Origin of the sequence: Nonomuraea sp. NPDC050394, from assembly GCF_044459065.1 — a bacterium.
Lineage (GTDB): Bacteria > Actinomycetota > Actinomycetes > Streptosporangiales > Streptosporangiaceae > Nonomuraea.
Genome location: NZ_JBITIO010000028.1, coordinates 35,753 through 50,038 on the forward strand (window position 1 = coordinate 35,753; position 14,286 = coordinate 50,038).

The window sequence follows — 14,286 nt, forward strand, 5'->3', positions numbered from 1 at the left end:
GACCATGCCGTGTAAGGTTTCCCGGAAAATGCCGAGGCGAATGCGCGGAAACCCTCAACCTGCCATCAAAGTCGGGCCCCGCCGAGCAGGTGGGTGATGGTCCCCAGGTAGTCGGCCTTCACCCGCTGCTTGTCCGCCTCCGGCGTCTCGGCGAGCGCGATCCCCGCCGCGCCCAGGATGTGGAAGGTGATGCGCGTCATCGGCTCCCTCGGCATGGCCGGAAGCTCCCCGGCCGCCACGAGCGATTCGATCAGTGTCTCGATCAGCCCGTAGGCGTACTCCGCCTCGAACTCCTTCCACCGGTGCCAGCCCAGTGCCTGCGGCGCCTCCTGCCAGGCGATCCGCCCGTAGACCGGGTCGCAGCAGCACTCCAGGAACCGCTCGGTCGCCGCCATCGCCGCCTGCCACGGGCCGGCGGCGCTCGCCGTCGCCTCGACCACCTGGCGGATCATCTCCTTCTCCAGCAGGTCGAGCACCGCCTCGAAGAGCGCCGACTTGTTGGCGAAGTGGTGGTAGACCGCGCCGCGGCTGGCGCCGATGTCGGCCGCGACGTCTTCCAGCGCGGTGGCGGCGAAGCCGTGGTCGGCGAATCGACGGGTTGCCGCTTCGAGCAGCGCGGCCTTGGTCGCCTGGGAGTACTGCTCCCGGCGGCTCTTGACAGGAGGCATACGCGGAGTATACGACATACGCAGTGTATGTTTCCGACGCTAAGTAGGTAACCGATGTCGTGGGAATCGTCGCGCCAACGCCATCTGCTCGTGCACGCCGTACTCGCCGACATCGCCGCGACCGGACGCCCCTCCGTCTCCGGGGAGCTGGCCGCGCGGGTGGCGGCGGAGTTCGGGGACTTCGACGGGCTCCTGCGCGAGGTGCAACTGCGCTGGTACCGGGCCTTCGACGCCCGGCTCGACGCCTTGCTGGAGGACTGGCCGCCCGACATCGACGCGGCGCTGACCGCCCTCTGGCTCGACCTGTCCGCCGCCATGCCCGGGGCGAGGTTCCTGCTGGACGCCCACGCCGGCCGTCCCGCCCTCGCCGCCCTGGACGCGCACCACCGCCGCACGCTGCACGCCGCGACGGGAGTCCACGCGGTACGGCTGCCGCGACCCCCGCCCCACCGCCGCCGCTGCCGGTGGTTCGTCGCCCGCACATCCACCGCGTGAGGAGTTCTCCGATGACGGAACTGCTGTTCAACCCGTTCGAGCCCGGCTTCACCGACGACCCGTACCCCGCCTACCGCAGGCTGCGCGAGTCCGAGCCGGTGCACGAGAGCCCGTTCGGCTTCTGGGTTCTGAGCGGGTATGAGGACATCGCCGGGCTTCTGCGCGCCGGGCTGTCCGTGGACGACCGGAAGCTCGACCCGGGCCCGGTCCGCGACCAGCGCGACCAGCTCGCCCACGCGGGCGACAACGTGCTCGGGATGTCCATGCTCGACCGCGACCCGCCCGACCACACCCGGCTGCGCTCACTGGTCGGCAAGGTCTTCACCCCGCGCAAGGTCGCGGCGCTGGAGCCGGAGATCACCGGACTGGTCGACTCCATGCTCGACGAGATCGAGACGGCCGGCCGGGTCGACCTCATGGCCACCCTGGCCTTCCCGCTGCCGTTCGCGGTGATCTCCAAGCTGCTCGGCATGCCCGCCGCCGACCACGCCCGCATCCGCGACCTGAGCGGCCTGCTGGTCCGCACCCTGGAACCCGTCGCCGACCAGGAGCTGCTGGCGACCGTGTCCAAGGCCGGCGGCGAGATGACGCAGGTCATCCGCGAGGCACTCGCCTGGAAGCGCGCCCACCCGGCCCAGGACCTGCTCACCGCCCTCATCGCCGCCGAGCAGGACGGCGACAGGCTCAGCGACGACGAGCTGATCGCCCAGGTCGCCCTGCTCTACATCGCCGGCCACGAGACCACGATGAACCTCATCGCCAACGGCGTCACCGCCCTGCTGCGCAACCCCGCCCAGCTCGCCCTGCTGCGCGAACGCCCCGAGCTGGCCGCCAACGCCATCGAGGAGTTCCTCCGCTTCGACAGCCCCGTCCAGCAGACCCGGCGCATCACGCTGGAGCCGTACACGGTGGGCGGCAGGACGATCCCGCCACGCAGCTTCGTGCTGGCCTGCCTCGCCTCGGCCAACCGCGACGCCCGCTTCTGGGGGAGCGACGCCGAGGAACTGCGCATCGAACGTGAGCAGGCGCGCAACCACGTCTCCTTCGGCGCCGGCGTCCATTACTGCCTCGGCCCCGCCCTGGCCAGGCTGGAGGGCAGGGTCGCGATCGAACGCCTGGTCACCCGCTTCCCCGCCCTCGCCTTCGCCGGCGAGGTGGAGATGAACGGCCGCATGAACCTCCGCGGACCGGAACACCTCCCGGTCACCATCCAGCCCTGACCGCTCAGGTCAGCGGGCCGAAGAACTCCGTGATCTCGCGGGCCACCTGCTCGGGCTCCTCGTGGGCCATGAAGTGGCCGCCCCGGCCGGGTGTGCTCCAGTGGCGCAGGTCGGAGCACAGGCGCTCGGGCAGCGAGCGGGGCAGTCCGGTGTACGCGGGCTCGTTGCTGAGCGTGATCGCGGCCGGTACGGAGATCGGCGGGACGGGCCGGTTGTTCGGGTAGTCGTAGTACTGGCGGAAGGAGGAGCCGATGGTGCCGGTGGCCCAGTAGAGGGTGGCGACGGTGCACAGGGTGTCCTTGTCCCACCGCCTTTCCAGGTCGCCGTCGCAGTCGCTCCAGTCGCGGTACTTGTCGATGATCCAGGCGGCCAGCCCGGCGGGGGAGTCGGCCAGCGCGGCGGCGATCGTGTCGGGGCGGGTCCACATGATCTCGCTGTAGCCCTGGTCGCGCTCGTCGTAGGCGGCCAGGTGGTCGAGGTAGGCCTGCTCCTCCGGCGTCGCGGGCCGCCGGCTGAAGTCGGTGGTGAGGACGGCGGAGGTTACATGGACTCCGGCCAGCGACTCGGGGAACAACGCGCCGAGCCACTGGGTCACGCCGCCGCCGATGTCACCGCCGAACGCGCCGAAGCGCTCGTAGCCCAGGACACCGGTCATCAGCTCGTGCCAGGTCTCGGCGACGCCGCGCCGTGTGTACGCCCCCTCCGGCAACTCGGAGAACAGGAATCCCGGCAGCGACGGGATCACCACGTCGAACCGCCCGGTCAGCAGCGGCGCCACCCGCAGCATCTCCACGAAACTGCTCGGCCAGCCGTGGGTCAGCACCAGCGGCAGGGCACCCTCCGGCCGCTCGGCCCGCAGGTGGACGAAGTGCACCTTGCGCCCGCCCACGTCGGCGAGGAACTGGGGGAAGGCGTTGAGCCTCGCCTCGGCCGCCCGCCAGTCGAACTCCCCGGCCCAGTAGGTCACGAGTTCGCGCAGATAGCCGGGATCGACGCCCGCCGCCCAGTAGGCCGAGTCGGAGGGCGTGGTGTACAGGGTCCGCCTCAGGCGTTCCCGCAGGTCAAGTAGGACATCGTCGCCGAGCGAAATATCAAATGCCTCGATTGTCATGGCCCTTTATACTGGACGCATGTCTACTCCCTACACGTCTTAGCCACCGCACACGCTTCCCGCCACCCGTGTGTCCCTAAGTCGTTTCGGAGTGTCATCCCATGCTCACCTTCCGTGGGGTCGACGTGCGCGTCGGCGCCCGTCTTCTTCTTTCCGGCATCACCGCCCACATCGCCCCCGGCGACCGCGTCGGCCTGGTCGGCCGCAACGGCGCGGGCAAGACCACCCTCCTGCGTACGCTGGCCGGGCAGGTGCCCCCGGCGGCCGGCACGATCACCGTGTCCGGGCCGATCGGCTACCTCCCGCAGGACCCGGCCGCCGCCGACCCCGCCGTCACGGTCACCGACCGCATCCTGTCCGCCCGGGGCATGGACGCCGCCGTACGCGAACTGCGCGCCGCCGAACAGGCCCTGGCCGCCGGTGACGAACGGGCGATGGCCCGCTACGTCCGCGCCGACGACGAGTTCCAGGCCCGCGGCGGCTACCCCGCCGAAGCCGAGGCGGCCCGCGTGGCCGCCGGGCTCGGCCTGCCGGAGCGGGCCATGTCGCAGCCGCTCGGCACCCTGTCGGGCGGGCAGCGCCGCCGGGTCGAGCTGGCCCGCGTCCTGTTCGCCGACCAGGGCACGCTGCTGCTCGACGAGCCCACCAACCACCTCGACGCCGACTCCGTCACCTGGCTGCGCGGCTTCCTGACCGGCTACTCCGGCGGCCTCGTCATGATCAGCCACGACACGGAGCTGGTCGCCGACGTGGTCAACCGGGTGTGGCACGTCGAGGCCGAGCACGCCGCTCTGGAGATCCACAACACCGGCTGGCACACCTACCTCACCGACCGCGCCGCCGGCGAGCGCCGCGACGCGCGGCACCGGGCCGTGGCGGAACGCAAGGCCGCCGCCCTGCACGCGCAGGCGGACAAGATGCGGGCGCGTTCCTCCACGGCGACGCGGGCGCGCGACATGGCCCGCAGGGCCGACCGCATGCTGGCGGAGGTACGGCCGGCCCGCCGTACCGGCAAGGTGGCGAAGATCCGCCTGCCCGAGCCCGCGCCGAGCGGGCGCACCCCGCTCGGCGCGGTCGGCCTCACCAAGTCCTACGGCGAGCTCGACGTCCTGAGCGGCGTCGACCTCGCCGTGGACCGGGCCAGCCGCCTGGTCGTGCTCGGGTTCAACGGCGCCGGCAAGACCACGCTGCTGCGGCTGCTGGCCGGGCACGAGCATCCCGACTCCGGCCGGGTCGTGCACGGGCACGGGCTGCGGCTGGGCTACTTCGCCCAGGAGCACGACACGCTCGACCCCGGGCGTACCGTGCGGCAGAACCTCGCCGCGCACGCGCCCCAGCTGAGCGACGGCGAGGCGCGTACCGTGCTCGGCGCCTTCCTATTCGGCGGCGACGACGCCGACAAGCCGGCCGGGGTGCTGTCCGGCGGGGAGAAGACCAGGCTGGCGCTGGCCGGGCTGGTCAGCTCGCGGGCCAACGTGCTGCTGCTCGACGAGCCGACCAACAACCTCGATCCGGCCTCGCGCGCGGAGGTGCTCGCGGCGGTCGGCGGGTACAAGGGCGCGGTGGTCATGGTCACCCACGACGAGGAGGCGGTCGAGGCGTTGCGTCCCGACCGGGTGCTCGTGCTGCCCGACGGCGTCGAGGACCTCTGGAGCCCCGGCTACGGCGAGCTGGTCACTCTGGCATGACGCCCACGGCGTCGGCGTAGTAGGTGGATCCGGCCAGGTGGCGGGCGATGCGCCGGATGCTCCAGCCGTCGCCGGGGCTGTTGTCGAGGCACTGCTCGCTCAGCGAGCCGAGCCGGACGGTCCAGATCTGGGCCAGCCGGTTGAGCCTGCTGACCGCCTCGTCGAAGTCGTCCTCGGTGAAGGGCGCCATGTCGTGCTCCGTGGTGATGACGGAGGCGTGCCAGTGGTCGGGGATCGTGGGCAGGCCCGCCAGGCGCGCCTCCACCTCCGCCAGGTGGTCGATCATGTGGTCGGTCACCCGGCGGATCGCCTTGTGCGGGGTGTAGACGCGGTCGTCGACCGGGCGGAGCTCGCCGTCCCATCGGGTCCAGGTGCCCGCCAGGCGCAGGACGTGCCCGACCATATCGGCGACGGCGATCGCCGGATCCTCATCGTTGGTGGTCATGAGCGAACCGTATGGCCGGATCACTTAACGCGGGATGGAAGGATCGATGTCATGGAATACAGCCGTTTGGGGAACAGTGGCCTGAAGGTGTCCCGGGTGTGCCTGGGCATGATGAGCTTCGGCGATCCGGACCTGATGGACTGGTTCGTCCCCGAGGAGCAGGCGGAGGCCATCGTCCGGCGGGCCGCCGACGGCGGCGTCACCTTCTTCGACACCGCCGACATGTACAGCACCGGCGGCAGCGAGGTGATCACCGGCAACGTGCTGCGGCGCACGTTCGCCAGGCGCGAGGATTACGTGCTGGCCACGAAGGTCTTCTTCCCCACGGGCGAGGGGCAGAACGACCGCGGGCTGTCGCGCAAGCACATCATGGCCGCGCTCGACGCCTCACTGGAACGGCTCGGCACCGACTACGTGGACCTCTACCAGATCCACCGCTGGGACGAGGAGACGCCGATCGAGGAGACCATGGCGGCGCTGCACGATCTCGTGCGCTCCGGCAAGGTCCGCTACGTCGGCGCCTCCACCATGCGGGCCTGGCAGTTCGCCAAGGCGCAGCACGTGGCCGAGGTCAACGGGTGGACGAAGTTCGTGTCGATGCAGCCGCAGTACAACCTGCTCTACCGCGAGGAGGAGCGGGAGATGCTGCCGCTCTGCCGCGACCAGGGCGTGGGCGTGATCCCGTGGGGCCCGCTGGCGCGCGGGGTCCTGGCCCGGCCCGCCCTCGCGCAGGCGGCCACGACGCGCAGCGCCAACGACGGCCGCATCCCGGCCACCTACGAGACCGACAACAACCGGGCCATCCTCGACCGCCTCGTCCAGGTGGCGGCCGAGCGTGAGCTGCCGCCGGCCCAGGTCGCGCTGGCCTGGCTCATGCACCAGCCGGGGCTGACCGCGCCGATCGTCGGCACCACCAAGGCGGCGCAGATCGACGACGCGATCGCCGCCGCCGCGGTGAAGCTGTCGGACAAGGAGGTCGCGTTCCTGTCCGAGCCCTACCAGGCGCGCGAGTACATGCCCTAGCGGGCGCTCTGCTCGGCCAGGTGGTCGAGCGGGCTGGCCACGTCCGGGACGAAGCGGATGCCCACGGGCGGGTTGTCGGCGGTCTGGTGCAGACCGGGACGGCCCGCCTCGACGGCGAAGGAGGCCCGGGTGGAGACGGGCGCGCCGGCGGGGCCATGAGCAGCCGGTTGGCCAGGATACCGGCCGGCCTGGGCGGGCAGGGCGCGGATCGTCGGCGCGGGCCCGCGCATCAGCCAAGGTCCAGCAGCTCCACGGCCCGCTCACGCATCTCGACCTTCCGGATCTTGCCGGTGACCGTCATCGGGAACCCTTCGACCAGGTGGACGTAGCGGGGGATCTTGTAGTGGGACAGGCGGCCCGCGCAGAACTCCCTGACCGCCTCGGCCGTCAGCGGCCGCGCGCCGGGGCGCATGACGATCCAGGCCATGAGCTCCTCGCCGTACTTGCTGTCCGGCACGCCGATCACCTGCACGTCGGCCACGTCGGGATGGGTGTACAGGTACTCCTCGATCTCGCGCGGGTAGATGTTCTCGCCACCGCGGATGACCATGTCCTTGATCCGGCCGACGATGTTGACGTAGCCCTCCTCGTCCATGGTGGCCAGGTCGCCGGTGTGCATCCAGCGGGCGGCGTCGATGGCCTCGGCCGTCTTCGACGGCTCGTCCCAGTAGCCGAGCATCACCGAGTACCCGCGCGTGCACAACTCGCCCGGTTCGCCGCGCGGCACCACCAGCCCGGTCTCCGGGTGCACGATCTTGACCTCCAGGTGCGGCATGACCTGCCCGACCGTCTCGGTACGGCGGGCCAGCCCGTCATCGCGCCCGGTCATCGTGGACACCGGGGAGGTCTCGGTCATGCCATAGCAGATCGCCACCTCTTCCATGTGCATCTCGCCGGCCACCCGCTTCATCACCTCGACCGGGCAGGGCGAACCCGCCATGATGCCGGTGCGCAGGCTGGACAGGTCGAACTCGGCGAAGCGCGGGTGGCCGAGCTCGGCGATGAACATGGTCGGCACACCGTACAGGGAGGTGCAGCGCTCGCTCTCCACGGCGCGCAGCGTGGCCTCGGGGTCGAAGCCGGGCGCGGGCAGCACCACGCACGCGCCGTGCGAGGTGGCCCCGAGGTTGCCCATGACCATCCCGAAGCAGTGGTAGAGCGGCACCGGCAGGCAGACCCGGTCGGCCTCGGTGTAGCCGAGGCCCTCGGCGACGAAGTAGCCGTTGTTGAGGATGTTGTGGTGCGAGAGCGTCGCGCCCTTGGGGAAGCCGGTCGTGCCCGAGGTGTACTGGATGTTGATCGGGTCGTCGAAGGAGAGCGTGGCCGCGCGCTCGCGCAGCGCGGCCCGGTCGGCCCCGCGGCCGGCGGCCACCAGCTCGTCCCAGCCCGGCTCGCCGATGAAGACCACCTGGTCGAAGCCGATCTCGGCGAGCATCGCCCGGTAGTCGCCGGTCTTGAACGCCACCGCGCTGACCAGCAGCCGCATGCCGGACTGGCGGACCACGAAGTCCAGCTCGTGAGCGCGGTAGGCCGGGTTGATGTTGACCAGGATCGCGCCGATCTTGGCGGTGGCGTACTGCGTCAGCACCCACTCGGCGCAGTTCGGCGCCCAGATGCCGACCCGGTCTCCCTTGGCGACGCCCCTGGCCATCAGGCCGAGCGCGACCTCGTCCACGGCGGCGTCGAACTCGGCATAGGTCCAGCGCCGTCCGCTCGCCACGTCGACCAGGGCCTCACGATCGGCGAAGCGGGCCGCGGCGCGCTCCAGATTGTCCCCGATGGTCTGGCCCAGCAGAGGAAGCGCGGAGACGCCTGACGCGTGTGAGTCACCCATGACCGAAGCATCCGGCAGGCTCCTGCCCGGCGCCACCCCCGTTCGGGGGTGGCCGTGCCATGCTTGGGTCATGGTGGCACTGCGGGCGGCGCTGGCCCGGATGCGGCACGTCACCGGCCTGCCCGTGCTGTTCGGCGGCACCGTGACGGCGGGCCGTACCGTGCGGCTGACCGAGCTGGCCGGGACCACGACCGGCGCGCTGCGCGGGCTGGCCATCCGGGCCGGCAGCGGACTGGGCGGCCGGGTGCTGGTCACCGCCCGGCCGGGCAGTGTCGAGGACTACGCCACCGACGCGCGCATCAGCCACGAGTACGACCGGCCGGTGGGGGCCGAGGGCCTGCGGGCGATCGCGGCCGTCCCCGTGGTCGTGGGGGAGAGGGTCGGCGGGCTGCTGTACGGCGGCATCCGCGAGCCGCTCACCCTCGGTACCCGCGTGCTCGACGCCATGGGCAGGATCGCCGCCCGGCTCGGCGTGGAGCTGGCCGTACAGGCTGAGGTCGAACGGCGGATGGCCGAACTGGAGACCGCCGCGATCACCCGCGCGGCCCGCGAGCGGCCCACCGGGCCGGAGCGGGAGAACCTGCGCGAAGCGCACGCCGAGCTGCGCTCCATCGCCCAGGAGATCACCGACCCGGCCCTGCGCGAACGCCTGCGGGAGGTGTGCGAGCGGCTGGGCGCGCCGCCCGGGCCGCCGCCCGCGCGCAACCCGCTCTCGCCCCGCGAGATCGACGTGTTGTCGCTGATCGCGGTGGGCTGCGGCAACGCCGAGGCCGGCGAGCGGCTGGGCCTGCGGCCCGAGACGGTCAAGAGCTACCTGCGCGGCGCGATGCGCAAGCTCGGCACCCACACCAGGATGGAGACCGTGGTCGCGGCCCGGCGCGCGGGCCTGCTCCCCTAAGGGCCCGGGGTCCAGCGCAGCGGGCTGTCCCCGATGGTCTCGGCGACCTCCTCCACCTCGAAGTCGATCATCCGCTGCTCACCGCTCCAGTCGGCGCGGGCGCGCCCGGCCAGCCGCAGCGTGTGCCCCTGCTCCCAGTCCACGAACAACAGCCCGGCGGCCGGCTCCAGCTCCAGGTTCCCGAGCGTCAGGAACATGAAGTTGCCCCGGTAGTCGGGCCAGCGCAGCCGTCCGGGCTCCGGCACCTCCACGAAGCCGGGCGGGCCGCCGCGATGCGAGACGTCCGCGCCCTGGCCGTCCGCGCGGGTGGCGATGAAGAAGGTGTCGGCGGCCTCGATCCACCGCCGGTGGCCGTCGGTGAGCGCCGTGTGCTCCACGGTACGGCGCGCCGCCGGCCCGGCCACCGAGGTGATCTCCCTGGTGACGATGTACTTGGGGCAGTTCGCGATCACCTGGTCGGTCTCGATGACCAGCCGGTCGCCCTCCTGCCTGGCCATGCCGTTGACCCGCATCCGCCGCCGCGTCCACGGCTCGATCGCCAGCGTCCCGATCTCCCCGCCGGCCTCGAACGGCGGCTCCCCGCGTACGGCCAGCGTGGTCGCCCCGAGCGGCTCGATGAACCCGGGCTCGCCCGTCATCAGCCCGACCCGCGTGCCCGTGCCGACGACCAGCATCCGCTGGCGGCGCAGGAACTCCCTGGCCACCTCGGGCAGCTCGGGGCGGGCACGGGCCGAGCCGAGCAGCTTGGTGATGCTGGCGCGCCGCTGCGCGCTCACCTCACCGGGATGAATGCCCATGGCTAGAAGAATCCGCAGGTGGGAGCGTTCTCGTGCGGGGCGGGGGCGGTGACTCCCTCGGTCACGTAGATCTCCAGCCGGGTGCCGTCGGGGTCTTCGAAGAACAGCCCGCCGGACTCGCGGCCCGTGCCGTGCGGGACGATCCCGTCGTGCCGGATGGCCACGCCGAGCTCGCGCAGCCGGGCCTCGATCGCCTCCAGTTCGTCGATGCCGGGGGCCTCGAAGGACAGGTGGTGCAGCCCGGGACTGCCGCCGTCGAAGCGTCCCGAACTCTGCTCCCACAGCGTGAGCACGAGTTCCTCCGGCCTGCCCAGCCGCGCGTAGCGCCAGTCGCCGCCGTCGGTCTTGCCGAAGAGGCCGAGGCCGAAGACCTGGCAGTAGAAGTCGATCGAGCGGTCGAGTTCGGTGACGTTGAGCCCGACGTGCCCGGTCTGGAGTGCGGTCGCCACAGAGCGACTCCCTTCTAATGGATGTGCCGCAATTCAAGCATTAGCTGCTAATGGGTGCAAGTACGGGGTAGCATTAGCAGGGTGGTGCACATCGCCGTCGCCTTCGCCAACACCATCCGCGCCTCCACGGGGGACGCGCTGGCCACCGCCGCCGGTCTCACCGCCTGGCTGCGTGAGCGGCGCGCCGAGCTGGAAGTACACCTGGACGAGCCCGACCTTCTCGCCATCGGTGACGACGAGGCCGCCGCCGCCCGGCGGGCCCGCGACGCCGTACGCGCGCTGATGGGAGGCGCGCCGGAGACGGGCGAGCACGTCCGCGCGCTCAACGACGCGGTGCGGGCGGCGCCGCGATGGCGTGAGCTGGCGTGGGGGGAGCCGCCGTCGGTCACCGCCCGTTCGGCGCATCCGCCCGTGCTGGCGGCCGTCGCCGAGGTGGCCGAGCAGGCGATCCTGCTGCTGTCGGGCCCCGACCGCGACCACGTACGGCCCTGCGGGGCGCCCGGATGCGTGCAGTTCTTCCTGAAGGAGCACCCGCGCCGGGAATGGTGCTCGACCGGCTGCGGAAACCGCGTGCGGGTGGCCCGCCACTACGCCCGCACCAAGGGCGCCTGATGCGCGTGGGGGTCCTGGGCCCACTGGAGGTCACCGACGGCGGCGAGAAGGTGGCGGTCGGGGGCGCCCGGCTGCGCGCGCTGCTGATCCGGCTGGCCCTGGACGCGGGCGGCGTGGTCGCGGTCGAGGCGCTCACCGGGGCGCTGTGGCCGCAGGACGGCCCGGCCGACCCCGTGCACGCCCTGCACTCCCTCGTCTCCCGGCTGCGCCGCGCCCTGCCGGCGGCAGTCCTGCAGACTCCCGGCGGGTACCGGCTGGACCTCCCGCCCGAGGCCGTGGACGCCCTGCGTTTCGAACGGCTGGCACGTCAAGGGCGGCAGGCGCTGCGCGAGGACGACCCGGAACTGGCCGCGGAACGGCTGCGCGCGGCCCTGGCGCTCTGGCGCGGCGAGGCGCTGAGCGACGTCGCCGAGGCGCCCTACGCGCTGGCCGCCGCCGCCAGGCTCCACGAGCTCAGGCTGGCCGCGACCGAGGACCGGATCGCCGCCGAGCTGCGGCGGGGCGGCGACCCGTCTCCCCTCGTGGCCGAGCTGGAGGAACTCCTGGCCGCCCACCCCCTACGTGAACGCCTGCGGGCCCTGCTCATCGAAACCCTGCACGCCGCCGGCCGCCGGGCGGAAGCGCTCGCCGCCTTCGAGTCCTTCCGCGTGACGCTGGCCGAGGAACTGGGCGCCGGCCCCGGCCCGGAACTCAAGGAGCTCCACCTGGCTCTTCTGCGCTCCGAACGGCCCGTGCGCGGAAACCTGCGTACGCCGCTGTCGAGCTTCGTCGGCCGCGTGGAGGAGCAGGCGCACGTGGTCCGGCAGCTGAACGAGCGGCGGCTGGTCACGCTCCTCGGCCCGGGCGGCGTCGGCAAGAGCCGGCTGGCGACGCGGGCCGCGAGCGAGGTGGCCGCCGAGTTCCCCGGCGGCGCCTGGCTGGTCGAGCTGGCGTCGGTGACCGACGCGGCGGCGCTGCCGCAGACCCTCGTCACCACCCTGGGCCTGACCGGCCTGGGCAGGCCGGGCGACCAGATGGGACGGCTGGCCGACGCGCTGCCCGCGAGCCCCACGCTCATCGTGCTGGACAACTGCGAGCACCTGATCGACGCCGCCGCCCGCCTCGTCGAGGACCTGCTCGGCCGGTGCCCGCACCTGCGCGTCCTGGCCACAAGCCGCGAGCCGCTCGGCCTGGTCGGGGAGGCGCTGAGCCCCCTCGCGCCGCTGCCCGCGGCCGACGGGGTGCGGCTGCTCACCGACCGGGCGGGGGCGGTGCGGCCCGGGTTCACGCTGAGCCAGGAGGGCCGGGCGGCCGCCGGGCGGATCTGCGCGCGCCTGGACGGGCTGCCGCTGGCGATCGAGCTGGCGGCGGCGCGGCTTCGGTACGCGAGCGTGGAACAGGTGGCCGCCGGGCTGGGCGACCGCTTCCTGATGCTGACCGGCGGCAGCCGTACGGCGTTGCCGCGCCATCGCACGCTGCGCGCGGTCGTGTCGTGGAGCTGGGACCTGCTGTCGCGGGAGGAGCGGGCGGCGGTCGAACGGCTCGCGGTCTTCCCCGGCTCGTTCACGCCCGAGGCGGCGGCCCGCGTGTCGGGGTGGGCGGCGGTGGAGGACTTCGCCGACCGTTCGCTGCTGCAGTTCGTGCCGGGGCAGCGGCCGCGCTACCTGATGCTGGAGACCATCAGGGAGTACGCGCTGGAACGGCTCGCGGAGTCCGGCCGGCTGGCGGCGGCCAGGGCCGCGCACGCCGCGTACTTCGCCGAGCTGGCCGAACACGCCGAGCCGAGGTTGCGCGGGGCCGAGCAGCTCGCCTGGGTGCGGCGGTTGCGGGCCGACCGGGACGATCTGCTGGCGGCGGTGCGGTTCGCCGCGGACTCCGGGGACGCGGCCACGGCGTCGCGGCTCGGGGGCGGGCTGCGCTTCTTCTGGACGATCGCGGAGGATCCGGGCGAGGCGGCCGCTCTGCTGCGCGGGGTGCTGGACGTGGCGCCGGATCCGGGTGTCGCGGCGGCGTACCTGATCAATCTGGTTCTGGCCGCGGACGGTGGCCGCGCCAAAGGCGAGGCCGACGGCCTGCTCGCGCTCGCGGCCGGGTGCGAGCACCCCGCGACCACGGCGATGATCGAGGCACTGGTCGCGCTGATCACCGGTGATGCCGCGCGCGGACTGGCCGCGATCGACGCCGGTCTGCCCCGATCCGCGGCGTGGGATCGCGGGTTGTTGTGGTTCGTGCGGTCGTTCCTGGATGGCGGCCTCGGTGACATGGAGGCGATGCGCACCGATCTCGGGCAGGCGGCGGCGGCGTTCCGCGCCTGCGGCGAGCACTGGGGCCAGGCGACCGCGCTGAGCTATCTGGCCTTCGCCCAGACCACGCTCGGCGAGTTCGAGGCGGGCGCCGCGGCGCTGGAGGAGTCGATCCGGCTGGCCCGCGACCTCGGGACCGGCGACGGACAGCGGGTCTGGCTGGCCATGGTCCGCGGCCACACCGGGCAGACGGCCGCGGCCCGCGCGGAACTGCTCGACGTCCTCGGCGGCAACCCGCCCGCGCACCAGGTCGGGCTCGCCCGGATCCAGCTGGCCAACCTCGCCCGCCACGACGGCGATCTCGACGCCGCCGGGCGGCACCTGGCCGAGGCGGCCGTGAGCCGGGATCCGCTCTTCCTCCTGGCCCGTGCCGAGCTGGCCGTGGCCAGAGGCGAGGACGCCGGGCCCGATCTGGCCGAGGCGTTCGCCCTCGCCCTGGAGGTCTGGGACATGCCGCTGGTGGCCATGGCCGCGGTCGCCGTGGCCTCCTGGCGCCTGGCCGCCGACGCCTCGGAGGCGGCCGGGGTGCTCGGCGCCGCGCACGCGTTGCGCGGCGGCCCCGACGCCCGTCACCCCGACGTCGAACGGCTGGCCCGCGCGCTCCGCGCCGAACTGGGCGAGCCCGCCTACCACGCGGCGTACGAGCACGCCCGCCGCCTCGACCGCGCGGTCGCGATCGCCCGCGTCAAGGCCGCCCTCGCTCACACGGGCTGAGCGCTCCCGCGAGGGATCTGTGGGCGGTCTGCGAGGACCACCCGGCACGG

At 72.9% G+C, this 14,286-nt stretch carries 14 protein-coding genes; 7 read left to right on the plus strand and 7 right to left on the minus strand.

Annotated elements, in window-relative coordinates:
- Window positions 1-65: 65 nt before the first annotated feature.
- Window positions 66-668 carry a TetR/AcrR family transcriptional regulator gene (locus ACIBKY_RS52780; RefSeq protein ID WP_397109893.1) on the minus strand — a complete coding sequence of 201 codons (603 nt, stop codon included), beginning with the start codon at window positions 666-668 and terminating at the stop codon, window positions 66-68.
- A gap of 54 nt (window positions 669-722) precedes the next feature.
- Here ACIBKY_RS52780 and ACIBKY_RS52785 point away from each other — a divergent pair, with 54 nt between their 5' ends.
- Together ACIBKY_RS52785 and ACIBKY_RS52790 are read left to right on the plus strand one after the other, a co-directional pair.
- A complete protein-coding gene (locus ACIBKY_RS52785) occupies window positions 723-1,163 on the plus strand; it encodes a hypothetical protein (protein ID WP_397109895.1) in 441 nt (146 codons plus the stop codon).
- Between the two features lie 11 nt (window positions 1,164-1,174).
- Window positions 1,175-2,383, plus strand: coding sequence for a cytochrome P450 (locus ACIBKY_RS52790; protein ID WP_397109897.1), 1,209 nt, complete (start codon window positions 1,175-1,177; stop codon window positions 2,381-2,383).
- A gap of 4 nt (window positions 2,384-2,387) precedes the next feature.
- Here ACIBKY_RS52790 and ACIBKY_RS52795 read toward each other — a convergent pair whose 3' ends face one another.
- On the minus strand, window positions 2,388-3,494 hold the full coding sequence (locus tag ACIBKY_RS52795; protein WP_397109899.1) for an epoxide hydrolase family protein: 1,107 nt from the start codon (window positions 3,492-3,494) through the stop codon (window positions 2,388-2,390).
- A 101-nt stretch (window positions 3,495-3,595) separates the two neighbouring features.
- On the opposite strand from ACIBKY_RS52795, the gene ACIBKY_RS52800 reads away from it, so the two are divergent.
- Window positions 3,596-5,182 carry an ABC-F family ATP-binding cassette domain-containing protein gene (locus ACIBKY_RS52800; protein WP_397109901.1) on the plus strand — a complete coding sequence of 529 codons (1,587 nt, stop codon included), beginning with the start codon at window positions 3,596-3,598 and terminating at the stop codon, window positions 5,180-5,182.
- Here ACIBKY_RS52800 and ACIBKY_RS52805 read toward each other — a convergent pair.
- A complete protein-coding gene (locus tag ACIBKY_RS52805) occupies window positions 5,169-5,627 on the minus strand; it encodes a hypothetical protein (RefSeq protein ID WP_397109903.1) in 459 nt (152 codons plus the stop codon). The two genes, ACIBKY_RS52800 and ACIBKY_RS52805, sit on opposite strands and share 14 nt — an antisense overlap.
- A 51-nt stretch (window positions 5,628-5,678) precedes the next feature.
- Between ACIBKY_RS52805 and ACIBKY_RS52810 the strand changes: the two genes are divergently transcribed.
- Window positions 5,679-6,650 (plus strand): aldo/keto reductase, encoded by a 972-nt coding sequence (locus tag ACIBKY_RS52810; RefSeq protein ID WP_397109905.1) that lies wholly within the window; start codon window positions 5,679-5,681, stop codon window positions 6,648-6,650.
- On the opposite strand, the gene ACIBKY_RS52815 is transcribed toward ACIBKY_RS52810, so the two are convergent.
- Together ACIBKY_RS52815 and ACIBKY_RS52820 are read right to left on the minus strand one after the other, a co-directional pair.
- Window positions 6,647-6,880: a hypothetical protein gene (locus ACIBKY_RS52815; RefSeq protein WP_397109907.1), complete on the minus strand. Its 234-nt coding sequence runs from the start codon at window positions 6,878-6,880 to the stop codon at window positions 6,647-6,649. The genes ACIBKY_RS52810 and ACIBKY_RS52815 overlap by 4 nt on opposite strands.
- Window positions 6,880-8,484, minus strand: a complete 1,605-nt coding sequence (locus ACIBKY_RS52820; RefSeq protein WP_397109909.1) for an AMP-binding protein — start codon at window positions 8,482-8,484, stop codon at window positions 6,880-6,882. Before ACIBKY_RS52820 ends, ACIBKY_RS52815 begins: the two co-directional genes overlap by 1 nt.
- 70 nt (window positions 8,485-8,554) lie before the next feature.
- Here ACIBKY_RS52820 and ACIBKY_RS52825 point away from each other — a divergent pair, with 70 nt between their 5' ends.
- Window positions 8,555-9,382 (plus strand): LuxR C-terminal-related transcriptional regulator, encoded by an 828-nt coding sequence (locus tag ACIBKY_RS52825; RefSeq protein WP_397109911.1) that lies wholly within the window; start codon window positions 8,555-8,557, stop codon window positions 9,380-9,382.
- Here ACIBKY_RS52825 and ACIBKY_RS52830 read toward each other — a convergent pair.
- Together ACIBKY_RS52830 and ACIBKY_RS52835 are read right to left on the minus strand one after the other, a co-directional pair.
- Window positions 9,379-10,179: a pyridoxamine 5'-phosphate oxidase family protein gene (locus tag ACIBKY_RS52830; RefSeq protein WP_397109913.1), complete on the minus strand. Its 801-nt coding sequence runs from the start codon at window positions 10,177-10,179 to the stop codon at window positions 9,379-9,381. The two genes, ACIBKY_RS52825 and ACIBKY_RS52830, sit on opposite strands and share 4 nt — an antisense overlap.
- A 2-nt stretch (window positions 10,180-10,181) precedes the next feature.
- Window positions 10,182-10,628 (minus strand): VOC family protein, encoded by a 447-nt coding sequence (locus ACIBKY_RS52835; protein WP_397109915.1) that lies wholly within the window; start codon window positions 10,626-10,628, stop codon window positions 10,182-10,184.
- Window positions 10,629-10,709: 81 nt separating this feature from the next.
- Here ACIBKY_RS52835 and ACIBKY_RS52840 point away from each other — a divergent pair, with 81 nt between their 5' ends.
- Complete coding sequence (locus ACIBKY_RS52840; RefSeq protein WP_397109917.1) at window positions 10,710-11,240, plus strand: ABATE domain-containing protein; 531 nt, start codon at window positions 10,710-10,712, stop codon at window positions 11,238-11,240.
- Entirely contained in the window at window positions 11,240-14,236 is a 2,997-nt protein-coding gene (locus tag ACIBKY_RS52845; RefSeq protein WP_397109919.1) for a BTAD domain-containing putative transcriptional regulator, read from the plus strand. Before ACIBKY_RS52840 ends, ACIBKY_RS52845 begins: the two co-directional genes overlap by 1 nt.
- The last annotated feature ends 50 nt before the right edge of the window (window positions 14,237-14,286 follow it).